Here is a 24,155-nt window from a genome sequence, read left to right on the forward strand (position 1 = left end):
CGTTATTTACGGTTCATGGCGTTATAGGTCAGCTTGTCCGCCAGCCGGGGAAAAAGTCCATATAGCCGGATGCCGAAGGCTGCGAGGCCCGGTAGATCCAGTTCCTCCTTGCCCTTCTCCATCAACCGGACAATCTTGGTGGAGACATGCTCCGGCGTCATCATCATTCGCGCCACACTCTTCTCATAGCCCCCGGATGGGTCAGCAACCTTGAAGAAATCCGTCGCGATCGGCCCCGGATTGACTGCCGAGACAATGATTCCCGTCTTGCGCAGCTCTTGTCGCAGCGCATTCGTAAAACCCAACACAGCGTGCTTGGTTGCAGTATATGCCACCGATTTAGCGGTTCCGATCTTGCCCGCCATGGAAGCCACATTCACAATCTGACCGGTTCCCCGTGCCAGCATATGTGGAACTACCACCTTAGTGCAGCGGACAATCCCCATGTAGTTGACATCCATCATATCGTCAAATTCCTCGGGGTCCATGTCGGTAAAAGGGGCGAATTTGCCATACCCGGCATTGTTAAGCAAAATATCAATTCTGCCATAATCGGCAAGGATTCTGGCAAACGTCTCTTCAACGGCTGCCGCATCCCGTACATCGCACGGATACAATCCAAAAACGCCCGGGATCCCGGCCGCCGTTTCTTTCAGCTTGTCTTCTGAACGCGCCAACAGAACAGGAACCGCACCTCGGCCGCTCAACAGCTGCGCCGTGAGTGCGCCGATACCGCTCGACGCCCCTGTAATGACAACAATTTTATTCTTCAGCTCCATGAAATGCAGTTCAGCTCCCTGTCTTTACGCTAAGAGATCATCACCTGAATATCCAGTTCGCCGATACCTTCCATCAGCAGCGGGATGCTAAGCGCTTTGCTTGATTCAAACGACATACTGTCCGATTTCATCACCTTCGGCGGTGTAATATCTACAGAGACCCCCTGATTGGATAAAATGGTGCTGGCATTGCCGCTGATCATATTGCTGAGCTCCGAAATCGCGCTTTGGCCCATCTCGTCCATTTCTGTAATGACAAAACCACCCATCATGATCGATACCATACGCAGTGCTACCTGCTCTGCAATCCCGAAAATAATATTTCCGCTAAGCTGTCCGGTCATCCCTACCTGTATCCATATATGATTATCGATTTGCTTGATCTCTTTGACACCCAGATTACCGGTGGACGGCGAAACCTGAATTACTTGCTCAATTACAATGCGTGCAGACTCCAGAAACGGATTGATTACTTCTGCTTTCATGAAGATGCTGTCCCCCCTCGCTAGGCTTTAGTCATATACCAAAAGTCCCAGGCAATATAAATTATTATACTCCATATATCGGCACAATTCACCAAAAATTAAGGCCTGACCAACTAAAATCCCAAGATTGCTCAAGGCGGATCATTGCCCTGCCGGGTGTAATCTCCTATAATTTAATCAAATACCAACAATGTGCGTAAGATACGTTAATAACAAGGAGCCACTTCGGTTGGTCCAAGGGAGGAATTCCATGAACATCAGCCAGCTTGAGACGCTTATCACCATCTCCAAAACCATGAGCTTTCGCAAAGCGGGAGAGCAGCTCAACCTGACCCAACCGGCGGTTTCGGCACAAATCAAAAGTCTAGAGGAAGAATTCAAGACCCAACTCGTTGACCGGAACCAGCCCGTCACGCTGACGGATAGGGGCCAAGTTTTCTTGACCCATGCAGAACAAATTGTAAGTATTGTCGAGGAATTAAAGCAGCGCCTTGCGGATCTGGAAGAGAACCCGCAGGGACATATCGTACTCGGCACGACCACTTCCATCGCCATTCAAATTCTTCCGCGTATTCTCTCTTACTTTAAAGACCAGTTTCCCCATATCAAAACATCTATCTCGTCGATGTCCTCCTCCCAGATTTATCATCAGGTAGAGAACGGACTCGTCGATGTCGGCATCGGTTATCTGATTGGCAATAGTTCGGGTGTGAGCACGTCCACTCTGTATTATGATACTTTCGAGCTTGTCGTCTCGCCCCGCCATCCTCTGGCAAAGGTCAAGACCGCAGGGATTGAGGCCTTGGCCAAAACGCCACTGATCCTGCTGTCGCCGGATACTGTCGGCCGCAAATTTGCCGATGAGGTCCTGGCCAGACACGGCATTCAGCCCCAAGTTATTATGGAGCTAACCAGCAGTGAGGAAGTTAAACGGATGGTGGAGCTGGATCTCGGCGCCGCTATCATCTCCAAGCAGTCTGTCACCGCCGAAGTGCGGGCAGGGAGCCTGAAGATTGTGCCGATTATCGAGCTTGAAGTCACCCATCCGGTAGGCGTCATTACCAAGTCCGGCAAATATGTCAACTCCGCTATGAGACAATTTCTAAGCGATCTCAAAGGCATGCCGGAAACCCAGTTTATCGGTTCGGAATAACCGCCACACCACTATATTGGTCAAAGGAGAGGTCCTGCCATGAAATTCGATCTGCACACACATCATTTTCGCTGCGGCCATGCCGACGGTAATATCCGCGATTATATTGAGGCTGGACTGAGCGCCGGACTGAGCGCCATAGGCATCTCCGATCACACCCCCTACTTCGGAAGCCCCGAGGAGCAAGCCTTTCCGCGCATCGCAATGGCGAAGTCGGAGCTGGCATTCTATGTTGATGAAGTTCTGTCACTAAAAAAAGAATATGAAGGCCGGATCGACGTCCTTCTGGGTATCGAGTCTGATTATTTTCCGCAGTATGCAGAGCTATATCGCACGACACTCGCGCGCCATCCTTTCGACTATATTATCGGGTCAGTACATTATGTGGCTGACGTCAGTATTTTTAATAAAGGCCGCTGGAAAGGGTTGAACCGCTCTGAGCAAATTGCGACCAAAACCGAGTATTACCGCCTGATTGCTGAGTCCGCTCGCAGTGGCATGTTCCAAATTCTCGGGCATATCGATGCCATGAAGGGCAATTACCCGGCTTTCTCTGAAATTCCTGCACCAGGCCCGTTGGATGACTGCCTGCGTACCATAGGTGAAAGCGGCGTCGCCATCGAGATCAACACCTCGGGTAAAACGAAGCTGAGCGGGGGCTGGTACCCGTCAGACGCCATTTTGGAGCGGGCCCTGCATTTCGGTGTCGAGGTCACCTTCGGCTCCGATGCGCACAAGCCGTCCCGTGTGGCCGATGAATTAGACGACGTCGCCGCGCGCCTTAAGGAAATCGGGTTCAAGCACTGGGTATACTTCAAGCAGCGCGAGAAGGTCACCGTAGTCCTCTAGCCACACGTACAACCTTATCTTCCCCATATATGATTAATGGCAAAAAAATGGACCCGAGTAATCGGGTCCCAAAGCAGTTATATATTTTCAAAAGGGGGTCATGTACTTAGTTTAACCGGACACTGTTAGAGTTTTATAACGGCATTATTTCATTTGTGTAACAAAGCCTAAAGACTTTCATTACATCGCCTCCGGAAGCTACAATCGGCACCGTTCGCTCCAGTTGCAAGCCATTTTTTAGCATAACCCGCTCGGAACCCGTGTTGTCCCCCCGGCATCGGCCTTCCACTACCTTCAGCCCCAGCTCCTGAAATCCATAGTTCAACAATAGCCCCACTGCCTCTGTAGCGTAACCATGTCCCCACCACTTTGGATCAACCATGTAGCCCAGAATAGCTCTGCCCTCCTGCCGATTCCAGTTCTGCAAAGAAACGGTCCCCACCAGCTCCTGCTGTCCGCGTCTATAGATACCGGTATGTAGTGCACTAGGATCAATAGCGTACAGCATTCGGTTAATCAACTTATCCATAAAGGCAGGCTGCGACCCTCCCGGGCGCATCACAATATGCGGCTTGACCTGTGGATGAGAGAGCAGCATCCGCAAAGTTCGGGCATCCTCCGACGACATGGGCCGCAGTTCTATTGCCGTCCCGTTCTGATGGGGCAGCTTCAGGGTCTCATAGGGACTCATTTACTCTCCACTCTCCTCGATCGAAAGCTATGCATCATTGTGTTCTGATTCATTCCTTACTCCTTGGCTCAAGTCTGACGCAAAGTTAACACCGTAAGCTCGGGTCTGCATAACAGCCGGAACGGCATATAAGTCTCTCCAAAACCCCTGTTCACATAGACCGGCATTCGCTTGTTCTCCGTGTAATATAATCCGGATATGTATTTAAGCGATCCATAGGGGGTGAACGGCGCACCAACCACTGGCAGGCGGATTTGCCCGCCATGGCTGTGCCCCGACAACTGTAGATGGAAGGGGTAGTCCTCCGCCGTATCGGCGTAATCCGGTTCATGCATTAGTAGCAGCGTAAAGGTCCCCGGTGGAACGCCTTGCAGCGCTGCCTCTGGGTCCGGTTTGCCATGCAACAAATCATCGAGTCCGGTGATAGCCATTATCGCACCGCCACGCTTGATCAGCATAGATTCATTGCGCAGCACCTGAAATCCCGCAGATTTTAGCAATTGGGTTACTTTGTCCGTATTCTTGTAATCATGATTGCCCAGAATCGCATACTTGCCAAGGGGAGCCTTGAGCTCAGCTAGCACAGGTACAGATTCCGTCAAGTCGCCGGGATTGCTATCCACAATATCACCGGTAAAACAAATCAGATCCGGGTCAGCCTTCCTGATATGACTAACCAGACGGGTTATATCACTAGCATCCTTGTTAAAACCCAGATGCGTGTCACTGAAATGCACCACTTTCAGGCCTGCAAAAGCTCCCGGTAGCCCAACCAGAGGCAACTCCAGTTGGGTCACCTCCAGCCAGCGCGGCTCAGCTAGCCAAGAATAGCCACCGGTCAGCAGCCCTGCGCCTACAACGGCTGCCGCGCCGCGAGCCAGGAACTGACGACGGGTAATTTTGGGCCGCTGGTGCTGGGTATCATTCTTATCTGTACCTTCAAGGGGAGGAACCCCGGACGAGCTTTTGTTCATAGGGTATTCTCCTTTCGGGCTAGTTACCTCCGGATTTTCACCTTATTGCTTCGGGCCAGTCAGCACCAGATGTACTACCTCCTCCGGCGCCTCCTTGTATGCAGAGGCAATCCCCTTTTCCTTGATTACCGACTTCTGAACACGACGCTGCTTGAAGGATACCTCCAGTTGCCGACTAAATGGAAACGGGTTCAAAATCAAAGTCCCCTCATCCTTCCATGTCGCCGTAATCCGCTGTCCGGAAGTAAAGGAAAAATCCTCACTACCCGAAAACCCTTCACGCCACCATGGATGCCCCTCTGCTTGTGTACTACCGGGTTTATTCAGTCCCAAGTACAACGAGAGATCGTCACAGAACTGCAGTAGATGGGAATCATAGCGCAGTTCATTCTCCCCGATCGGAGCAGTTGCCTCTAACTCAAGGGAGATGCGGGCCTGGCGGGCCTTCTCATGCTCCTGGTATAAAGTCAGTTCAGGATAATCCTCGCCGGATATATCAATCAGCCGATCGAAATGCAGGCTGCATAGCAGCGCTCCATATGGCGTGTCAGCTTCAATCTCGTTCAGCCCTCGCTGATAGAAGGTTAGTTTCGGAACTAAAGGGAAATCGAAGAAGGTATAAGGCGCATCAGCCGCATCGTTCCAGAAAGGCGTCTCGTCGAGATCAATCCAGCCCCGATCATGCTCGGCCACCGCTCGCAGCACTTCCTCCCGCCGGTTCTTCCCAAGACCGAGCTCTTCCTTGATCCATTCCGCAAGGACACCCGACAATTCCCCATGCTCGTGTTGCTTCATCATCACAAATGCTCCGTCCTGCTCCCGACAAATCACATCTATTCCTCCCCAACTCTTCCAGCTCTCTGGCTTACATAAACTATGATGATTATATCATAGTTGGATATGATGACATAAACCCAGCAGGAAAGCGCTTTTATAATAGACTTTATGGATATTTACGCTAAAAAGTGCAGGCTCAAACCCTTTCGCTAAAAAAACAGACAGCCACCCCGCAGCAGATGGCTGGGAATGGCTGTCTTTACTGCTTAGCAGAGTGCCTGTTACACACCCAGCCAGCGTTTGAACATATGTTTTGTAGTCTGCTTGTTAATCTCGGCAATCGAAGTTGTCAGCGGAATGCCCTTCGGACAAGCCGCCACACAGTTCTGCGAGTTACCGCACCCGTCGATCCCGCCATCGTCCATCAGTGCCTCGAGACGCTCTTCAGCGTTCATCTCGCCCGTTGGATGGGCATTGAACAACCGTACTTGAGAGATTGCTGCCGGACCGATAAAATCGGTCTTGGCATTGACATTCGGGCAAGCCTCCAGGCAGACACCACAGGTCATGCACTTAGACAATTCGTAAGCCCACTGCCGTTTCTTTTCAGGCATACGCGGCCCCGGACCCAAGTCGTAGGTACCGTCAATAGGAATCCAGGCTTTTACCCGCTTGAGCGCGTTAAACATCCGACTGCGGTCAATGACAAGGTCGCGCACCACAGGGAATGTCTTCATCGGTTCGATCCGGACAGGCTGTTCCAGATTATCGATCAGGGCAGCACAGGCTTGGCGGGGCTTGCCGTTGATGACCATGGAGCAGGCACCACACACTTCCTCCAAACAGTTGGAATCCCAACATACCGGAACCGTATTGTCGCCCTTGGCATTGACAGGATTACGCTGAATTTCCATCAGGGCGCTGATCACGTTCATCCCCGGACGGTAAGGAAGATCAAATTCCTCTGTATACGACGAGCTTTGCGGATCATCCTGGCGGGTGATAACAAACTTTACGTTTTTGGGAGCTTGGGCTGTTTCCGCCATCATCGTTACCTCCTAAAAGTGTTGTGAAGTATACGTTTCTTGAATCTCACTAACGGTCTACCAATAGGACTATTTGTTAACTGTCCATGAGCCTGCTGATCTGACAATTGCAGATATTCGTCCGTTAGCCTACCGCTACCCCCATGCATGAGTGTCAATCTTCTGAAGCAGTGGCTTTGCCGGCGCTTACTTGTCCTTCGAGTAGTCGCGAATCCGCGGCGGGATCAGTGAGACATCCACGGCTTCGTAAGAAATCTGCGGGCCTTCCGCAGTCCACTCCGCTTTGGTTGTCTTCAGGAACTCCTCATCGTTGCGGTCAGGGAACTCTGGCTTGTAGTGTGCCCCGCGGCTCTCGTTGCGGAGCAGCGCACCAAGCGTCATCGCCTCGGACAGCTCCAGCATGTTCCATAGCTGGCGAGTAAACGCGACACCCTGGTTGTTCCAGCGTGACGTATCGTTCATGTTGATATTCTGGTAGCGCTCTTTGAGCTCCTTGATTTTGCCGATCGTCGCTTCCAGCTTCGTGTTGTGGCGCACCACCGTCATGTTGGCCGTCATCCATTCGCCCAGCTCCTTGTGGATGACATAGGCATTCTCGTTGCCTGACATCCCCAGGAGGGACTCATATTTATCGACCTGCTTCTTGTGGAAACCATCGAACACGGTAGAGGAGATATCCTGCACCGATTTCTTCAAGCCTTTAATATATTCAACTGCCTTCGGTCCGGCGACCATTCCACCGTAAATGGCGGATACCAGCGAGTTCGCCCCGAGACGATTCGCTCCATGGTATTGGTACTCACATTCCCCTGCCGCGAAGAGGCCCGGAATGTTCGTCATCTGGTTGTAATCGACCCACATGCCGCCCATGGAATAGTGGACCGCCGGGAAGATTTTCATTGGAATCTTGCGTGGATCATCGCCCATGAACTTCTCATAGATTTCGATAATCCCGCCGAGCTTAACGTCCAGTTCCTTCGGATCTTTGTGGGAGAGATCGAGATAGACCATGTTCTCTCCATTAATCCCGAGACCTTGATCCACACAAACATTGAAAATTTCACGAGTTGCGATATCACGCGGCACCAGGTTACCATACGCCGGGTATTTTTCTTCGAGGAAATACCACGGTTTGCCGTCCTTGTAAGTCCAGATCCGTCCGCCCTCCCCACGCGCAGATTCCGACATCAGCCGCAGCTTGTCGTCGCCCGGAATGGCCGTAGGGTGAATCTGAATGAACTCGCCGTTCGCGTAATGCACACCCTGTTGGTACACAGCACTGGCCGCGGTACCTGTGTTAATGACAGAGTTGGTCGTTTTGCCGAAAATAATGCCGGGACCGCCGCTGGCTAGAATGACTGCATCCGCCGGGAAAGTCTCGATTTCCATCGTCTTCAGATTCTGGGCACTGATCCCGCGGCAGACGCCGTCGTTATCAATAATGGCCGAGAGGAATTCCCAGTTCTCGCTCTTAGTAACCAGACCCTCCGCCTCCCAGCGGCGAACCTGCTCGTCAAGGGCGTACAGCAGCTGCTGACCCGTCGTCGCTCCGGCAAAAGCCGTCCGATGACGCTTCGTACCGCCAAACCGGCGGAAATCGAGCAAGCCTTCCGGCGTACGGTTGAACATGACACCCATCCGGTCCATCAAGTGGATAATGCCGGGCGCTGCTTCACACATCGCCTTGACTGGCGGCTGGTTCGCTAAGAAGTCTCCACCGTAGACCGTATCGTCAAAATGCTCCCAAGGCGAGTCGCCCTCGCCCTTGGTGTTCACGGCACCATTGATGCCGCCTTGGGCGCAGACAGAGTGTGATCTTTTGACAGGGACAAGTGAGAATAGATGAACATGCGCACCGGACTCAGCTGCCTTGATGGTCGCCATCAAGCCGGCCAGACCACCGCCCACGATAATGATGTCTGCTGTTGCCATGATAAGTTCACTCCTAACAGTTTTGTCAGCATATGCCGCATCGATCAGCTTCGTACAAAACCCGCTTCCAAAGCACACGCTTACCGAAAATATGAAAGACTACCTTTAATTTAGATGAATGTTTTCAATGATTGCAGAGCAGTAGCAGTTGTCTGGAACTCACTGTCACGGAAAGTAACGAGCGATACCAGGAACATAACGGTTACGATCACGAACAGCCCCAGGCAGATCACGGAAGATACACGCTGCGAGCGCGGCCCGACGGTAATACCCCAGCTGATCAGGAACGACCACAGCCCGTTAGCAAAGTGGAAGGACGCCGCCACGATCGCGATGATGTAGAATGTAAGCAGTAGCGGCTGAGTTACAATATTGTGCATCAATCCGCCAAGCTCTTCATGCTTCACATTGCCGAGCGTCACTTGGAAACGGGTCTCGAACACATGCCAGACGATAAAGATAAACGTGATAACGCCTGTAACCCGCTGCAGCGTATATCGCCAGTTGCGTTCCAGCTTAAAACGGTTCAGGTTCGGCTTCGACTGGTAGGCGATGTACAGACCGTATACCCCGTGATACAGCAAGGGAAGCCATATACCGAACAATTCCAGGAAGAAGACGAGTGGCAGGCTGTTCAGCCACAGCACACTGTCTGTGAAACCGGAAGCGCCACCCTCAACTGCCGAGAAATTCGTCAGCATGTGCTCAAGAAAAAAGCCCCCGAGCGGGATAACGCCGAGCAAGGAATGAATCTTTCTGGAATAAAATCCTCTCATACTGGTGTGTCCCCTTTCCGATTAAAACAGCGTTTTCATTAATGAGCATTTACCGCCGGGACTACTTCTTGAAACAGCGCATGATGACATGAAAAAAGGATATCTCCCGATTTGCAAGCCGCTATCCCTTGTGTTCCCGGACTTTGATTATTTATTCACAAAGTGTGAATATCTTGTGTCACTTTTCATGTTACTCTTTTTTGTCTTATAAGGGAATTGCAATATAATTATTAATCGTTATACAATTAATGCATAAGAATGTTTTTTATATGATAATGATTATCATTTACAGCACTTTTTTCCCTTTTCATTCCTGAAAGCACTAATTATCTGTGATTCAGCCCTCAATTGTTCTATGCTTTTTATCACTTCTTATACCGGCAGAATCAGGCACAATCCTGACAGAGTCATACCTTGTATTATTACGGGAGGAAGACACTATGTTTGACGATCTGGATATATTCGCGGCAGTGGTGGAGCATTCCAGCCTGAACCGGGCTTCACGCCAGCTTAACCTGTCACAACCCGCCCTTTCCCGCAAAATCTCCAAACTGGAGGAGAGGCTCGGTGTCCCATTGTTCAACCGGTACGGCAAGCGCCTAGAACTTACCGAGGTTGGCCGTCTGGCTTACACCTATGCGCTAGAACAGCGACAGCAGCGATCCAAATTTCTGGAGGCGCTCTCAAAGTTCAAAGAAGGCGAACCTCAGCTTGTTACGCTGGGGGCCAGCCTGACCACGCTGCAGACTACACTGCCGCCGCTGGTCAACACCTACATGGAGAAGTATCCCGCTGCCGAACTGAAGCTGATTACTGGCAAGACGCATGAGATCGTCTCCTCGGTCAGCGAGGGCAAGTGTGATGTAGGGATTATTGCTTCCTCCATTCAGGAGCCTGGGCTACGCTGTATTCCGCTCTTCGAGGATCAGCTCCGCCTGGTGGTTTCCAGTCAGCATCCTCTTACGCTCCTGCCCAAGCTAAGCATGGACCATCTCTCACGCCTGCCGATGATCCTGTTCTCGAAGGGAACCTGGTACCGCCGCCTGACCGACGACCTGTTCCAGCGTTGCGGTATTGATCCCGATGTGCGTATGGAAATTGATTCTTTCGAGGCGATCGTCCGGCTGCTGCCGACGGCCAAGACCGCGGCACTCTTGCCCAAATCCTATCTGCGTCCCGAACTGCTTAATGGTAGCGGGCTCGTCTCGCTGCATATCAAGGAGTTGGAGCAGACCCAGCGGACGACCTGTCTGATCTACCGAGACGGCGGTGGGCTCAGCGGTGCTGCCCGGTCACTGGTGCAGGTGACAGAAGAAGTGTTCCTGCCAAAGCTGGCCGATTGAGAAGAGGCCTTTGGTCTTAAAAAAACCCGCCTGCGGACAAGCCGCAGACGGGTTTTTGGGATATATAATTACAGGTTAACCGCTTCTTCCTCAAATTGATCAATACCCTCATTGGAGCCGATGACGACCATAATATCACCTTCATGCAAGGAATCCAGCGCAGTCGGAGCGACGATAATTCCACTCTCCCTGTTGATGGCGATGATACTACATCCGTATTTGGCACGGGTATTCAACTGAGACAAACTCTTACCATCCATGCACGATGGAACATTCATCTCGACGATTTTATAATCCTTGGATATTTCGATATAATCCAGCAGATTGGGAGTAACCAACTGGTGAGCCACCCGAATCCCCATATCCCGCTCCGGGAAAATCACCCGGTCCACACCCAGCTTGGTCAAAGCACGTCCATGAAGAATAGATATGGCTTTGGCTACCACCTGCTTGACGCCAAGTTCCTTCAGCAGAATGGCTGTCAGAATACTACGCTCCATATTATCGCCAATGGCTACAATGCCGCAGTCGAAATTTCTGACACCGAGCGAACGCAAAATGCCCTCGTCTGTGGCATCCGCCATCACCGCATGGGTGAGCTTGTCACTCATCTCCTCCACCCGTTCTTCCAGATGGTCCACGCCGAGCACCTCATAGCCCATATCCATCAGCTCAAGCGCCAAGCTTGAACCGAACCGTCCCAGCCCAATTACTACAAATTGCTGTGGTTTCATCTCCCGATAACTCCTTATCCAATAATCATTTTGCCTTCCGGATACTGATACAATGGTTTACCCTGTTTTGGACCAAGTGCGTAGGCCAGCGTTAATAGTCCCAGCCTGCCAGCAAACATGGTGAAACAGATGAGGATTTTGCCAACTAACGACAGCTCCGGCGTCAATCCCATGCTCAGCCCCACAGTCGCGAAAGCCGATGTCGTCTCGAACAGAATCTCTAAAAAGTCGCGTCCCTCGGTCGTCGAGAGCACCATAGATACAGTGACAATCAATAGGAGAGCGAGCAAGGTAATGGTCAGTGCTTTGAACACCCGCTCCTGCGCCAGCCGGTAACGGAAGAATACAATATCCTCACGCCCACGCAACATAGAGATTACGGCACCAATCATGAGCGTAAAAGTCGTTGTTTTGATCCCGCCACCGGTAGAACCGGGAGAAGCACCGATAAACATTAGAATCACAATAAAAAATTGCGTGGCCTGACGCAGCCCGGAAATATCCAGCGTATTAGCCCCAGCTGTACGGGGTGTGACAGACTGGAAGAATGCAGACAGTATTTTGCCGCCAATGTTCAAGGAGCCCATGCTCCGCGGATTCGTAAATTCAAATACAAAAATCACGAGCGTCCCCGCCAAAATCAACGCTGCGGTTGTGGATAATACAACCTTGCTGTGCAGCGACAACCTGCGCTTGCGCCGGTAATCGACGATATCGGCAATTACGATAAATCCAAGGCCACCAGTGACAATCAGGAACATAACAATCAGATTCACTACAGGGTCATTTACATATCCCATCAGGCTACTGTAATGCCCGAACAGGTCAAAACCTGCATTGTTGAACATGGAAATGGAGTGGAACAGTCCAAAATAAATCGCCTTGCCGAGCGGCATATCAAACGCCCAGCGTATCGACAGCAGCAGTGCCGCACTCCCCTCGATCATGAGTGAATAGATCAGTACTCGGCGGATGAGCCGTACAATGCCTTCCATCGAGCTCTGATTCATGGCCTCTTGTAGGATAAGCCGGTCGCGCAGCGAGATTTTCCGCTTTAACACCAGAGCAAAGAGCGTTGCCATCGTCATGAAGCCCAGGCCGCCAACCTGAATCAGGAGCATAATGACGGTCTGCCCGAAAAGGGAGAAATACGTACCGGTGTCCACGACTACCAACCCGGTAACGCAGGTAGCAGAAGTTGCTGTAAATAGCGCATCTATAAAATTTAATGAATGTCCCGACCGACTGGAAACCGGAAGCATCAGCAGCAGCGTGCCAATCAAAATAATCGCCGCAAAACCGAGTACCAGCGTCTGGGGCGGGGAAAGCTTCAATATTGTGAAACGGTTCAACTTGGGGAATGGCGGAGCCAAATCCTCACCTCTCACTATAATAAATTGACGGTGTATGCCATTAGAATGCCAAACAAAAAAAGCACTGGAACACCAATGCCTCTACCCCTTGGTTCCTGCAGTGTTCTGAAGCCTACGAGGTTAGCTGACGGATTCGGGCGGCTGCAGGCTGCCCTATTCGTTCCCGGAACGAAATTCACCCCTGAAGATCGGCGCTCAAACTTACGTCTGCAAGCACCTTTCACTTCTTATGGTTCCCCCGTTTTCAATTGAAATTCGGCTTATATCTAATTGCATTCAAATTATATACGTTCTGTCCTGACATCACAAAGACACTATTAAGTATATTTGGATAAAATAATGTCTTAAAGAGAGACCGCGAACGCAGGAGACCCTGTTCTCATTCCTTTTCCGTGACTTGCCTGTGATTGCATCGTTTTTCACGGTTTCATGAATACGTAGAACTTTTAAACCTTGAAATTGTATGGTGAGAAATGATACACTACATACAACAAGTGTATGATCCATACCCATACACATTATTCCTACTAGGGGGTAGACATGGAAGAATCTTTGGAGCTGCTGCCACAGCAATTTCAGATCAATCCCTCGCGTCCCATCTATGAACAATTCGTCGAAGCCATCCGGGGCCGGATTGTTACTGGTCTCATCCCACTTGGCTCGCGTCTGCCATCAGTCAGGGACTTGGCCGCCGACCGAGGCGTGAATCCCACTACAGCTGCAAGAACCTATCAGGAGCTGGAGCGAATGGGCCTGATCGTCACCTATCGTGGACAGGGTACCTTTGTTACGAGAGAACAGGATGTCATCGGGGAGGCCCGCAAGGAAATGATCCTGGAGGCCGTGCGACAATTTAAAGCTGCGGGTGACAGCCTGGGGCTATCAGTTGAGCAGATGCTGCAATTTGATAAGGAGGAATCTTGATGCGTATGAATAACGATATTTCTGCACTGCCAGAACACACGGCCGCCGTGCAATGTCAGAACCTAACCCTCCACGCGAGGAAAAAAACAATTCTGGACGACGTAAGTTTCCATATTCCCCAAGGCAGTATCACGGGACTGCTCGGTCCTAACGGTGCGGGTAAGTCTACCCTATTACGTCTGATCACCGGACTGGCTACACCAGACTCCGGCTCCGTGAAGATTTTCGGCGAATCTGCCGGTGTAGAGCGTCTAGGACAATTATCCCTGCTGCCGGACCGCAGCAGCCTGCCTGGATGGCTGACTGTAGGGCGCTGGCTTCACTTTGCTGAAGGCATATATCCCGATTGGGACAATGTGAAGGCAGAGCAGCTAATGGGTCAGCTTTCCGTTAAGAGGGAATCCCGTATCTCAACCTTATCCCGCGGGGAAGAAGCCAGACTGCAACTGCTGACCTGCCTGTCCCGCAAAGCTCCGTTAGTCATACTCGATGAGCCCTTCACTGGCGTGGACCTTATTTCCAGAGAGGAAATTGCGTCCACAGTTGTGGGCGAGATGGCTGATGGTGAGCGTACCTTTTTTATTGCTACGCATGATATCCGGGAAATGGAGCTACTGTTTGACCGCCTCATTCTAATCGGTAACGGACGGATTCAAGGTGTTGAGGATGTGGAACAGCTCCGTAAGTCCGGTCAGTCCGTTGAATCCCGTTACAGGGAAGTGTTCGCATGACAACGCTTAGAGCATTAACAGATCTGGAGTATAGCCGCTATAATCCGTATAAATGGGGCAGACAATCTTTTTGGGGGATTACTGTAGCGCTATTCACTCTGCTCTTGGGTATCGGATGGTATCTCTTTCATAGCAGACAGCCTTCTCTGCAAGGTCCCTTTACAGCAGGCACCATTCTTATGATAGGGATCGTTATGTATCTTTCTTCAGTGGATATGCTGTTGTTTACAGTCCATAGTAGCCGGGAGTGGATTCTGAATTTCCCGCACTCCCGCACGCTTCTGCTGTATGCCAAGGCGATCAGCCTGTTTAAGCATGGATTGTATCTTGCTTCCATCGTTATCGCTTCTAATATCGGACTGTATGTACTCTTCAACCTGACAGGACACTATGAGCACCTTCTGCTCAAAGAGCTCGTCCTGACAGTAGTCGCTCATGCACTCTTTATGGCTTCCATCTTTCCGCTCGCCATCGTATGCGGATTGCTGGCAGGAACCATTCTTATGGGCTGGAAGCTGCTGCTGCTCGTCCCCTTTTCACTATTATGGCTGTCTCCATTGATGGCTTTGGCCACATACTTGAATTCCACTGCTTTGAACGGTGAGCCATTACAATACCTGAATCCGTCCTATATACTGCTGTATACGCTAGGTATTCTGCTGATTGGCTGGCCTCTGAGCTACATGCTGATTCATTGGATTGCCAAGGCTGGTCTCGAAAGAATGAGTGAGATCCGCTACAATTTCCTGGCCGTACAGCTTCCATTTGTTAAAGAGCAGAACACTGTGAAATCGTACCGACGTTCTTCCGGATTCCAGGCACTGTATCAACTGGAGCGCAGCCGCCTGCAATATGTTGAAGGATTAATACCCATTAAGGTGATCAAGGGAGCCGTCCTTGCTGGAACGTTTATCTTGTTCTACCTGTTCCCCGAAGACGATCAGTTTGTACTGACTCTGACCAAGATGCTATTTATCTTGCCTGTACTGGTAGCTTCCATATGGATCATGTGCAAAAGCGGGGTCGAGCACAAGCAGCTGAATTGGCGCCTCTCTTTTCCACATCCTAGACTGCTGCTTATAACATCTAGTATCTTCGCAACAGGGGTCACCGTCCTTCGCCTACATCTGATGCTGAGCATAGCCACTCTGGCTGGAATCGGGGCAGCTCTCGCAGGAGGAAGAGCCCATTTCGCTTCTGTTACTGATTATCTGCATTGGTTTGCATACATCTTCTTAACATCAACGCTGATGCTCATCCTGTCCCTCTGCCTGCTGCAAATCAGCTATTATCTGATGAAGTCAAAGATATTGATCGCACTGATCTTTCCGCTGTATATGATCATTGCGCTTCAACAAACGATTGTGAATCATACCCTGCTCCCGGAAAATATACAAATCGGACAGTCGCCAAATTGGCTGCTGCTTGGATGGGTAACCTTGATCGGATTGCCGCTTGCCGCGGCCTGCCTCCCTCTTGGGGCCAGATATCTACACCTCGTTATCGCTCAAAGCAATGAAATGGTCAGAAAGAAACATTAAAATCATAAAAACAGGCCCCTCTGCGTAAGAATACTTGTTAGCAGATTGTAGACAAGCAAAATAACTGGATTGCTCTCATTTGTATCATATTGCAAGTAGTGCCATAATACATGAGTTCACCCAAAAGGAGGCGTTATATGAATCCCGTCGGCCACCCCCTTAAGCAGCGCCCTCTCTCCAAAGGGCTAATTATTTCGGGCATCATAGGCATTGCCCTATTCATTATGTTCCAGGTGTTTCCTTCCTTACTCGGAGGCGCACCTGAAGGAAGTACCGCAGTAATCAGCAAAGACGTGGCACGGAATAACGCTGCGGCATTCGCGGCACAGAAGCTGGGCTATACCGTCTCGGACGGAGAATGGAACATCACCTACCAGTCCGACTCTTCCTTCTTCGGCTATATGTCGCGGGAGAAACTACTGGAGGATTATAGTAAAAAGAAACTGGATCAGCGTTATCCCTACGATGTTTATCATGCGGCCTTCACACCTGCAGGTCAGAATGGTACTCTTCTGACCGTGAATCTTAATATGTATACCGGGCAGGCGGTCAGCTTTGCCCGCGGGGCAGCCGTTCCAGGCGGCAATTCGCGCAGCGGTTCTCATTCCATTGCCGCGAGCGAGGAGGAAACGCCACTGTCCTTAGCACAGAAGGAACAACTGGCCCGTCCCTGGCTGAAGGAATGGGGCGTTAATCCTGCCAAGCTGCAAATTGAGCCGGGTAGCAGTAGTTCCGGGCTGGCATACACAGACAGCTCGGTCACTGTAGGAGAATCACGCCTGCAGTATCAATTTACTTTTGATGGAGGAGATGTTTCCTCCTTCAAGCCTGGATTTGCAGCACCAGGCTGGCATAACACGTACGTTGACAGCCAAAAGTCGCTGGCTACAAAATTGACTCTGTACGGTTACGGCCTACCGACCATAGCTCTGGGCATACTGGCCCTGATCTACAGCATCCTGAAGCGGAGCCATACTTCCTTTAAGCGCGGCCTCTTCCTCAGCACAGTTCATTTCCTGATCATGATGGCCACTACGTACAACATGCTGCCGGAGACCTCCGGTGATAATGTGGAGGCACGGGTTACGGCCATTGTGATGTTCGTGATTTATGTACTGTACAGCCTGCTCATGTCTTCCCTTCTCTACTTCTCACTGGTCGGCGGAGACGGCCTCTGGCGTAAAGAAGAAGGAATGAATCCATGGCCCCGTGCCAAAGAGCCGGGATACGGCCAATATGTACTGGACAGCATTCGTGCCGGGTACGTCTGGGCCTTTGTCCTGCTTGGGGTACAAACGCTGATGTTCATCCTCCTGTCATTGACCCTGCACAATTGGTCCACAACCGATGCCAGCCAGTCGCCTTATAATATGAGGTACGCATGGCTGCTACCGGTCGTAGCCTGGCTGGCGGGCCTGTCTGAGGAGGCCATCTACCGCCTGTTCGGTATTCGCATGCTGAAGAAAATCGTGCGCAGCACATTGGTTGCCAGCCTGATCACCACCCTCATCTGGGCTTTCGGGCATACGCTGTACCCGATCTATCCAATCTCCTCGCGCCCGATTGAGCTGACTGTGATCGGACTGTTGTTCAGCTACATTTTCCTACGCTACGGCTTTATTGCCGTCATGTTCAGCCATGTCGTGTTTGACAGCATTCTGATGGGCGTGACGCTGATCTTTATGAAGGAAAGTGTCAATGTGTGGGCAGGCATCTTTGCCATTGTCATGCCGTTCCTAGTCGCTTATATCGTCTACCTGTTTAACCGCTCCAAGACTCCAGGGGATCCTGAAGTCATCAATCCAGTGATATAAAAGAAAGGGATGCTCCTTAAGCCGTTCATCGGCCTTTAGAGCATCCCTTTTGCATGTATAGATTGATATTATGGCTTGGATTACATCGTCAAGCTATGTTCGCCCTTCGTATCCTTGCCGGGCATTCGAGAAGGAAAACGGATTCGGATAACCGTTCCCTCACCCAATGAGCTATTGATAATTACACCGTATTCCTTACCGTACTGCAACTTGATGCGCTGATCCACATTGCGGATGCCATAGCCAATTCCCTTGTCTGTCGGGTCCAGCACCAATTCGATGATCTCTTCCTTCATGCCAAGTCCGTTATCTTCCACCTCGAAGCAAATGTCCTCGCCATCAGGATACGCACGAATGATAATCGATATCTCATCATCATACCAGGCATGCTCCAAGGCATTTTCCACAAACGGCTGCAAAATAAACTTCACCGTCTCGTATTCCATCACTTCCGGCGCAATTTCATATGTCACGTTGATACGGTCCGCGTTCTTGATCTTCTGAATCTCCAGATAAGATTCCACGATCTGAATCTCCTGCTCAATCGGAATGATCATATCTCCGCGATGCAGAGACAGACGGTAGAATCTGGCCAAAGCTCGCACGATCTCATGCAGCTTATCAATTTCCCCCAGCTTCGCCATCCGGCTGATGGACGAGAAGGTGTTGTACAGAAAATGTGGATTCATCTGGGAATGAAGCACCTGCAGCTCCGTTTCCTTCTTCTCCAGATTACTGACATACACTTCATCAATCAATCGCTGTATCGTCGATGCCATATCATTGAAGGCACTGCCTATCTCTGAAAATTCATCGTTCCCCTGAATCGGCATTCGCTTGTGGAAATTCCCTTCCTGGAAGGACTTCAGCGAGGCTGTCAGCTTCATAAACCGCCGCGAGAAATACTGGGACATAATAATGCTGATCACGAACAGTAGCGCCAGAATCAATACGCAGATCCATATAGTCACATTGCGAACTTGTTCAGAGTTCTTTTTCAATGAAGAGTAAGGAACCCAGGCAACTATGCTCGCCGACATGTTATTAATTGGCGTCTTAATCTCCATGAATGAGTCAGGTTTGACGATATCCCCATTAGCAGCGCTTGACAGCATCGCCGGGTCCATCTGATTCTTCGAGCTGGAGAACAGCAGATGATCCTTATCGTCCACAATAAAGAGGATGCTATCCTCGCCCAGATGTCCAGTATCTACATCGGAGAAAATATACTTCATATTCACCGTCATCTTGAACAGGCCGCTCAGTTGCAAGGAATCGTAATTGATCAGCGGCCGGAGATAAGAGATGCTACCCGTCTCCTTGTCCTTATCCACCTGCTTCCACTCCGCTGAGCCAAAATGCAGATCCAGTGATTGATACCATTGCGTATTCTGAATCCGCTGGGTGTGAAACAGCGCATACTTGCGGCCTCCCTGTCCCGCATTTACGGTACTGTTGTCACTATAGTAGTACTCGCTAAGATAGTAATACTCACTAACATTCGGGTTATCTACATATAGGGACAACATCACTTCCTGGTTAGGCAGGTTTGCGGCATTCTCCAATTTGGGCAGAATGTACTGGGACATAATATTGTATTTTTCCCACCCGGAATGATAGCCAGTCAAATAACGTGATAACGTCTGATCCGTGTAGATCTCATCCGAGCTGCGAATCAGGTCCTTCAGGCGATAATCGACATTGTTGCCGACCTGCTTCACGGTCACTTCAAGATTACTTCGAGTATGCTCGGCAATCGTATTTACGGAAGATATGTACGCATAACTGCCGATGCCAATGACCGGAGTCAGCACCAGCAGCAAATAGGATATCAACAGCTTGTAGCCCAAAGGCATATAAGGGGAAGGAAAGCGTCTCTGCATGAAGATCAACTCTGCTTTCTGTAGTCTGCGGCGGTAATGTTGAAATGCTCACGAAATTGCCTGCTGAAATAGGCAATATTCTTGTAACCCACCTTCTCAGCCACCTCATAAATCTTGTACTGGTGCTGATCCAGCAGGGTAATCGCCTTTTCCATTCGGATGCGGACCAGATATTCATTGAAGCTCTCCCCCATATGCTCCTTGAACATTACACCGAGGTGATTCGGAGAATAGGCAAAATGGTTAGCCACCTCGCGCAGCGTCAGGTTATCAGACAGCTTCTCCTTGATATACTGTTCAATATGCTCCATTAAACGCCGGTTCTTATGCTGCTTCTTCATAAACAAAATCTCCGAGATCTGGAATAGCGTATTGCGAAGCCACCGTTTGATGTCCTCAACAGTTTCTAAATTATGTATGACATCCATTTGCTGAATGCCCCATCCTAACAGACTCTCATAGGTCTCATTCAATGTTCCCAGATAAGCTTCAAGCCGGGTCGCAATATGAATAGAGAAGTGGTATACCTTGACCGGATGCTCAAAATCGGCAGCCACGTCAAATAGCTCATCAATACAGTCGCAAATATCAATCAGTCTGTATCCGGCCATCGCTCCAAACATGGCTTCCAGCACGACGCTCAAATCCTTGATGTCCTTGGTCATCCCTGCCTTGTTCATTACGGGGTGGATAACCCGGTTCTTGCCGATGAACATCTTTCCGTTCATAAATGCCTTGGCTTGGGAAAAAGAGACCGGCAGCTCTTCCAGTGAAGTCGCCTGACTTCCATAGCTTACAGTTATCGTAAACGAGGTTCGCTCGCGTACCTCTTGCACCAGCTTTTGCAGCTGCAGTTCCAGCAGGTCTGGCTCCGTTGTATAGATTAGCCCAATCTGCGAGCGGTTCAAACGGCATATTTTACCGGTGCCCGCAGCCTCAAGTCGGTTGGCAATATAGCCATAAAGATCATCTAACGCGGCATTTCCCGATTCCGGATTCTCACCGATCCGCGACAGTACATCGTCGGCCTCAATCAGCACCGCGTAAGCGCTTGTAAATACTAAATCCATAGGATATCGGGCTAGAAAAGCACCAAGCGTGTCCTGATCGATCGTACCCTCCAGCAAATGTCTCAGCACATCGTTCTTGATGAACTCAAACGAGGTCATGGCACTGGTATCTTCACTTCGTTTGACGCGTTCACTATCCAGTTCTGCAGTCGCCGTCTTAAGAACCGCCACAATCTCTTCATCATCAACTGGCTTCAGAATATAGCCATGCGCCTTGAGATCAAGCGCCTGCTTGGCATAATGGAAATCCTGATAACCACTGATGAAGACCGTTTTGATGCCTGGATTCTTCTCCAGTGCTTTGCGTGACAGCTCAATGCCAGAAATCACCGGCATTTTAATGTCGGTGATCAGCAAATCAATATCATGATTTTCAATAAACTGAAGCGCAGCAAGCGCCTTGTTCTCGCTACAAACTACCTCGATCCCAAGGTCATTCCAGGGAATAAGACAGCGAAGCCCCTCTAGATCATAATTCTCATCGTCCACAAGCACGGCCCTATACATGACAATCCCTCCCCCTTCATGAGGAAAAGAGGGCACGGATTGTGTCCCTCTTGTTCCCGCCTTCGCTGGCGTTAGCCTTTAATTTTGCTGAGATTTTGTTGCCATACATTGGTTTTCCATTTCAGAACCTTATCATAACCCATCTTGGCTGCTTCTTTGTCCGTTTCTTCGATCAAACGAAGCACTTCTTCGTCGCTCTTAGCGAAGATGATTTTAGGTATAACTTGGGCGTATTGGTCTTTCAAACGTTGCAGAATGATACCCTCTTCGGAGTTTGGAGCTGGATCAAGATTCGAGAACTCGGTGATGTTCTTGGAAGTCTTGAAGGAGACGCTAGACTGAGCAAGTGTCGTCCAATCCTGTGCTTCTGATGGCAGCAGCTTCTCGCGTTCTGCTTTTACCTTATCCACATAGGAAGTGTTTCCGTACCAGTTAAATTCACCAATCTTGAGCTCATCGTATTTCTTAGGATCGCGATTGATATAGGCATCATTTGGAATGGGTACTCCATCTTCTACTTTATCATAAAATAATCCAGGAGGCCCGAAGAATAAAATTTGCTGTCCTTCAGGACTGGTTGCCCAGTTCATGTAAGAGAAGATAGCTTCAGGATCTTTTGCATTCGTAGTAATTACGTTAACATTCCAACCCAGTGTGTTGAATCCGGAAGGATAGACTTTATCCTTGTCTACGCCATCTTTGTGCACAGGCCAGATTGGCTCGTAGCCGCCTTCAGGATCTTTGGCAGTCAGCAGGTTGTTCGCCTCACGTCCAATACCTTCAACTACGGAGTCATAAGCACCGAATACTGCGATTTTACCAGTTTTCAGCTTCTCAAGTACCTGATCACGGGTTTGAGTCAGCAAATCCTGGGAAGTCAGGCCTTCACGGAACAGTCTGCTTGCATACAAAGCAGTATCCTTAAAGCCTTGATCCTGGTAAACCGACGTCAGCTCAGCGCCGTTTGGCACCCCGAAAATTTGGCCCGATCCAGGAGAGATAAAGCCAGGTGTACGGTCATTTGCGGAACCACTGTACAGCATACCGATCATTTGCAAATCAGCGCCATCACGAGTTTCACCAAAGTCAATCGGCACCAAGCTAGGGAATTTTTCTTTGACTTGCTTCAGGTAAGCTTCAAGGTCTTCCCATGTTTCAAGCTTAGGAGATCCAAGCGCTTTGTAAGTCTTCTTCTCTACGAGATACGCTGCGTTACCATTACCGTTCTTACCATTGATATACCAGTTCGGAATCTGATACAGCTTGCCGTCTTCGCTACGCAGCATGTTCAGCGTTTCCTCACCTACATTTTTGACAAACTCAGGATACTTCTCCAGGTAAGGATCGATTGCAACCAGCTTTCCTGCTTTTTGCAGACGCTCTACGTCTTTACCGCGATCCAAAATAATATTGTCAGGCAATTGATTGGATACGATCATAGCATTCAGCTTTTGAGCTGCAGCACCGTTGGATTGTACCGGATCAAGTGTAACCTTCAAGTTCTCTGTAATCCATTGCCCATGCGGTCTTTCTGCCCATGTTGGTGCAGTGTACCAGTCGTAGTTGACAAAACTTGTGAAAGTAACCGGTTTCACTTTTGCCGCTGCGCCTTCAACTTCACCTGCTGGACTGTTGCTTGGAGTTGCATTTCCTGTATTCTCAGTGCTTTTCTCTGTGTTGGTTGCAGCGGATGGACTAGGTTCAGACGCGGCATTGTTGTTGTTACTCGAGCAAGCAGCGAGCATACTTGTAGCCATTGCACTGACAAGCAGCAGAAGCCCTATCTTATTTTTCTTCATTTCATAACCCCTCTCACGTTTACAGTTTAATATGTCATTAGTGGGCGGCAGCCGAAGCTGCCCCCACAGATAACCATAAATACTACTCTTTCAGTGATCCTACCAATGCACCCTTGACGAAGAACTTTTGCAGGAACGGATAGATCATTAGAATCGGCAGCGTAGCAATCATCATCGTTGCCATCTGCAGTGCTTTGACCGTCACCGTATTCTGCACCAGACTTTGTGCATAGGAGTTCAGATTGCTCATCAGACTTGCGGTTGCCCCTGCATTAATGATCTGCACAAGCAGTGTTTGCAGTGGGATCAGATTCTGATCGCTGATAAAGATCGCCGGTGTGAACCAGTCATTCCACAGTCCAACGGCGGTGAACAATCCGAGTGTCGCCATAACAGGTCCAGAGATCGGCAGTACAATCTTGAAAAATACACCAAAGTTAGAGCATCCGTCAATCTTACCTGATTCCTCAAGTCCGTCGGGTAGTTCTGCAAAGAAGGTACGGAAGATAATCATGTTAAATACATTGACCATACCATGAATTAACAGAAACGTGAACGTATTGTAAAGGTGCATCTGGTAGACCAGGATGAAGTAAGGAATTAAACCTCCGGTGAAATACATCGTAACGATACAGATGATCATGTAGAATTTCTTGAACACAATGCCTTTCTTGGAAAGAGCATAAGCAAAAAGTGATGTAAAGAACATGGACAGTACTGTTCCTAATATCGTCCGTAGGATGGTAATCATGTAAGCTCTGAAAATGTTGTCTTCCTTGAAGACGATATTGTAATTCTCAAACGTGAACGAGCGGGGCCAGAAAGTAACGCCACCAAGCGCCGTATCACTTCCGTTATTAAACGAAATGACTAATGAGTTCCAGAACGGATAAAAAGTAATGAAGGCAAGGAAGATTAGTATGACATAAATAATCCCATGCATGATTTTATCAGAACGACTGCTTTTCAAGAAG

21 protein-coding genes and 1 riboswitch are annotated in these 24,155 nt (G+C 49.7%); of the genes, 7 read left to right on the forward strand and 14 right to left on the reverse strand.

Features of this window, described 5'->3' with window-relative positions:
- Nucleotides 1–2: 2 nt before the first annotated feature.
- Both ACFVRY_RS19725 and ACFVRY_RS19730 read right to left on the reverse strand, forming a co-directional pair.
- On the reverse strand, nt 3–779 hold the full coding sequence (locus ACFVRY_RS19725; RefSeq protein ID WP_387501996.1) for an SDR family NAD(P)-dependent oxidoreductase: 777 nt from the start codon (nt 777–779) through the stop codon (nt 3–5).
- 29 nt (nt 780–808) lie between these two features.
- Nucleotides 809–1,264, reverse strand: coding sequence for a chemotaxis protein CheX (locus ACFVRY_RS19730; protein WP_175371356.1), 456 nt, complete (start codon nt 1,262–1,264; stop codon nt 809–811).
- A 250-nt stretch (nt 1,265–1,514) separates the two neighbouring features.
- Here ACFVRY_RS19730 and ACFVRY_RS19735 point away from each other — a divergent pair, with 250 nt between their 5' ends.
- Nucleotides 1,515–2,417: a LysR family transcriptional regulator gene (locus ACFVRY_RS19735; RefSeq protein ID WP_387501997.1), complete on the forward strand. Its 903-nt coding sequence runs from the start codon at nt 1,515–1,517 to the stop codon at nt 2,415–2,417.
- Between the two features lie 39 nt (nt 2,418–2,456).
- The gene (locus ACFVRY_RS19740; protein WP_387501998.1) at nt 2,457–3,266 is read left to right on the forward strand and encodes a histidinol-phosphatase; all 810 of its coding nucleotides are present in this window, start codon (nt 2,457–2,459) and stop codon (nt 3,264–3,266) included.
- Between the two features lie 133 nt (nt 3,267–3,399).
- Here the strand turns inward: ACFVRY_RS19740 and ACFVRY_RS19745 are convergent, their stop codons facing one another.
- From ACFVRY_RS19745 to ACFVRY_RS19770, 6 genes are all read right to left on the reverse strand, one after another.
- Entirely contained in the window at nt 3,400–3,957 is a 558-nt protein-coding gene (locus ACFVRY_RS19745; protein WP_387501999.1) for a GNAT family N-acetyltransferase, read from the reverse strand.
- 68 nt (nt 3,958–4,025) lie between these two features.
- Nucleotides 4,026–4,931 (reverse strand): metallophosphoesterase, encoded by a 906-nt coding sequence (locus ACFVRY_RS19750; protein WP_387502001.1) that lies wholly within the window; start codon nt 4,929–4,931, stop codon nt 4,026–4,028.
- A gap of 42 nt (nt 4,932–4,973) precedes the next feature.
- Nucleotides 4,974–5,762 carry a DUF3891 family protein gene (locus tag ACFVRY_RS19755; RefSeq protein WP_387502003.1) on the reverse strand — a complete coding sequence of 263 codons (789 nt, stop codon included), beginning with the start codon at nt 5,760–5,762 and terminating at the stop codon, nt 4,974–4,976.
- A gap of 227 nt (nt 5,763–5,989) precedes the next feature.
- Complete coding sequence (gene sdhB / locus ACFVRY_RS19760; RefSeq protein WP_066376509.1) at nt 5,990–6,754, reverse strand: succinate dehydrogenase iron-sulfur subunit; 765 nt, start codon at nt 6,752–6,754, stop codon at nt 5,990–5,992.
- 186 nt (nt 6,755–6,940) lie between these two features.
- Complete coding sequence (gene sdhA, locus ACFVRY_RS19765; protein ID WP_387502004.1) at nt 6,941–8,686, reverse strand: succinate dehydrogenase flavoprotein subunit; 1,746 nt, start codon at nt 8,684–8,686, stop codon at nt 6,941–6,943.
- 110 nt (nt 8,687–8,796) lie between these two features.
- Nucleotides 8,797–9,462, reverse strand: a complete 666-nt coding sequence (locus ACFVRY_RS19770; RefSeq protein WP_175371362.1) for a succinate dehydrogenase cytochrome b558 subunit — start codon at nt 9,460–9,462, stop codon at nt 8,797–8,799.
- A gap of 440 nt (nt 9,463–9,902) precedes the next feature.
- On the opposite strand from ACFVRY_RS19770, the gene ACFVRY_RS19775 reads away from it, so the two are divergent.
- Nucleotides 9,903–10,805, forward strand: a complete 903-nt coding sequence (locus ACFVRY_RS19775) for a LysR family transcriptional regulator (protein WP_387502006.1) — start codon at nt 9,903–9,905, stop codon at nt 10,803–10,805.
- A 68-nt stretch (nt 10,806–10,873) separates the two neighbouring features.
- On the opposite strand, the gene ACFVRY_RS19780 is transcribed toward ACFVRY_RS19775, so the two are convergent.
- Nucleotides 10,874–11,539 (reverse strand): potassium channel family protein, encoded by a 666-nt coding sequence (locus ACFVRY_RS19780; RefSeq protein WP_387502008.1) that lies wholly within the window; start codon nt 11,537–11,539, stop codon nt 10,874–10,876.
- Between the two features lie 14 nt (nt 11,540–11,553).
- Nucleotides 11,554–12,891: a TrkH family potassium uptake protein gene (locus ACFVRY_RS19785; protein ID WP_387502009.1), complete on the reverse strand. Its 1,338-nt coding sequence runs from the start codon at nt 12,889–12,891 to the stop codon at nt 11,554–11,556.
- 114 nt (nt 12,892–13,005) lie between these two features.
- A riboswitch (cyclic di-AMP (ydaO/yuaA leader) is annotated at nt 13,006–13,183 on the reverse strand.
- Nucleotides 13,184–13,452: 269 nt separating this feature from the next.
- Here ACFVRY_RS19785 and ACFVRY_RS19790 point away from each other — a divergent pair.
- From ACFVRY_RS19790 to ACFVRY_RS19805, 4 genes are all read left to right on the forward strand, one after another.
- On the forward strand, nt 13,453–13,836 hold the full coding sequence (locus tag ACFVRY_RS19790) for a GntR family transcriptional regulator (protein ID WP_387502011.1): 384 nt from the start codon (nt 13,453–13,455) through the stop codon (nt 13,834–13,836).
- Nucleotides 13,836–14,567, forward strand: coding sequence for an ABC transporter ATP-binding protein (locus tag ACFVRY_RS19795; RefSeq protein ID WP_387502013.1), 732 nt, complete (start codon nt 13,836–13,838; stop codon nt 14,565–14,567). Before ACFVRY_RS19790 ends, ACFVRY_RS19795 begins: the two co-directional genes overlap by 1 nt.
- A complete protein-coding gene (locus ACFVRY_RS19800) occupies nt 14,564–16,108 on the forward strand; it encodes a hypothetical protein (RefSeq protein WP_387502015.1) in 1,545 nt (514 codons plus the stop codon). Before ACFVRY_RS19795 ends, ACFVRY_RS19800 begins: the two co-directional genes overlap by 4 nt.
- 137 nt (nt 16,109–16,245) lie before the next feature.
- Entirely contained in the window at nt 16,246–17,922 is a 1,677-nt protein-coding gene (locus ACFVRY_RS19805; protein WP_387502016.1) for a CPBP family intramembrane glutamic endopeptidase, read from the forward strand.
- 80 nt (nt 17,923–18,002) lie between these two features.
- On the opposite strand, the gene ACFVRY_RS19810 is transcribed toward ACFVRY_RS19805, so the two are convergent.
- The 4 genes from ACFVRY_RS19810 to ACFVRY_RS19825 form a co-directional block, all read right to left on the reverse strand.
- Nucleotides 18,003–19,805: a cache domain-containing sensor histidine kinase gene (locus ACFVRY_RS19810; RefSeq protein WP_387502017.1), complete on the reverse strand. Its 1,803-nt coding sequence runs from the start codon at nt 19,803–19,805 to the stop codon at nt 18,003–18,005.
- Between the two features lie 5 nt (nt 19,806–19,810).
- A complete protein-coding gene (locus ACFVRY_RS19815) occupies nt 19,811–21,382 on the reverse strand; it encodes a response regulator (RefSeq protein WP_387502018.1) in 1,572 nt (523 codons plus the stop codon).
- A 71-nt stretch (nt 21,383–21,453) separates the two neighbouring features.
- Nucleotides 21,454–23,181, reverse strand: a complete 1,728-nt coding sequence (locus ACFVRY_RS19820) for an extracellular solute-binding protein (RefSeq protein ID WP_387502019.1) — start codon at nt 23,179–23,181, stop codon at nt 21,454–21,456.
- A gap of 82 nt (nt 23,182–23,263) precedes the next feature.
- Nucleotides 23,264–24,124: a carbohydrate ABC transporter permease gene (locus ACFVRY_RS19825; protein ID WP_387502124.1), complete on the reverse strand. Its 861-nt coding sequence runs from the start codon at nt 24,122–24,124 to the stop codon at nt 23,264–23,266.
- Nucleotides 24,125–24,155: the final 31 nt, after the last annotated feature.

This window comes from Paenibacillus sp. NPDC057934 (assembly GCF_042887565.1).
In the GTDB taxonomy this organism is placed as follows: domain Bacteria; phylum Bacillota; class Bacilli; order Paenibacillales; family Paenibacillaceae; genus Paenibacillus_AQ.

Bases quoted from the DNA above. Each gene is read 5' to 3' on its own strand.
- ACFVRY_RS19750 (WP_387502001.1), bottom strand. From the start codon at position 4,931: ATGAACAAAAGCTCGTCCGGGGTTCCTCCCCTTGAAGGTACAGATAAG.
- ACFVRY_RS19825 (WP_387502124.1), bottom strand. From the start codon at position 24,124: ATGCATGGGATTATTTATGTCATACTAATCTTCCTTGCCTTCATTACT.
- ACFVRY_RS19815 (WP_387502018.1), bottom strand. From the start codon at position 21,382: ATGTATAGGGCCGTGCTTGTGGACGATGAGAATTATGATCTAGAGGGG.
- ACFVRY_RS19820 (WP_387502019.1), bottom strand. From the start codon at position 23,181: ATGAAGAAAAATAAGATAGGGCTTCTGCTGCTTGTCAGTGCAATGGCT.
- ACFVRY_RS19805 (WP_387502016.1), top strand. From the start codon at position 16,246: ATGAATCCCGTCGGCCACCCCCTTAAGCAGCGCCCTCTCTCCAAAGGG.
- ACFVRY_RS19745 (WP_387501999.1), bottom strand. From the start codon at position 3,957: ATGAGTCCCTATGAGACCCTGAAGCTGCCCCATCAGAACGGGACGGCA.
- ACFVRY_RS19790 (WP_387502011.1), top strand. From the start codon at position 13,453: ATGGAAGAATCTTTGGAGCTGCTGCCACAGCAATTTCAGATCAATCCC.
- ACFVRY_RS19780 (WP_387502008.1), bottom strand. From the start codon at position 11,539: ATGAAACCACAGCAATTTGTAGTAATTGGGCTGGGACGGTTCGGTTCA.
- ACFVRY_RS19770 (WP_175371362.1), bottom strand. From the start codon at position 9,462: ATGAGAGGATTTTATTCCAGAAAGATTCATTCCTTGCTCGGCGTTATC.
- ACFVRY_RS19795 (WP_387502013.1), top strand. From the start codon at position 13,836: ATGCGTATGAATAACGATATTTCTGCACTGCCAGAACACACGGCCGCC.
- ACFVRY_RS19735 (WP_387501997.1), top strand. From the start codon at position 1,515: ATGAACATCAGCCAGCTTGAGACGCTTATCACCATCTCCAAAACCATG.
- ACFVRY_RS19730 (WP_175371356.1), bottom strand. From the start codon at position 1,264: ATGAAAGCAGAAGTAATCAATCCGTTTCTGGAGTCTGCACGCATTGTA.
- sdhA (WP_387502004.1), bottom strand. From the start codon at position 8,686: ATGGCAACAGCAGACATCATTATCGTGGGCGGTGGTCTGGCCGGCTTG.
- ACFVRY_RS19740 (WP_387501998.1), top strand. From the start codon at position 2,457: ATGAAATTCGATCTGCACACACATCATTTTCGCTGCGGCCATGCCGAC.
- ACFVRY_RS19775 (WP_387502006.1), top strand. From the start codon at position 9,903: ATGTTTGACGATCTGGATATATTCGCGGCAGTGGTGGAGCATTCCAGC.
- ACFVRY_RS19810 (WP_387502017.1), bottom strand. From the start codon at position 19,805: ATGCAGAGACGCTTTCCTTCCCCTTATATGCCTTTGGGCTACAAGCTG.
- sdhB (WP_066376509.1), bottom strand. From the start codon at position 6,754: ATGGCGGAAACAGCCCAAGCTCCCAAAAACGTAAAGTTTGTTATCACC.
- ACFVRY_RS19725 (WP_387501996.1), bottom strand. From the start codon at position 779: ATGGAGCTGAAGAATAAAATTGTTGTCATTACAGGGGCGTCGAGCGGT.
- ACFVRY_RS19800 (WP_387502015.1), top strand. From the start codon at position 14,564: ATGACAACGCTTAGAGCATTAACAGATCTGGAGTATAGCCGCTATAAT.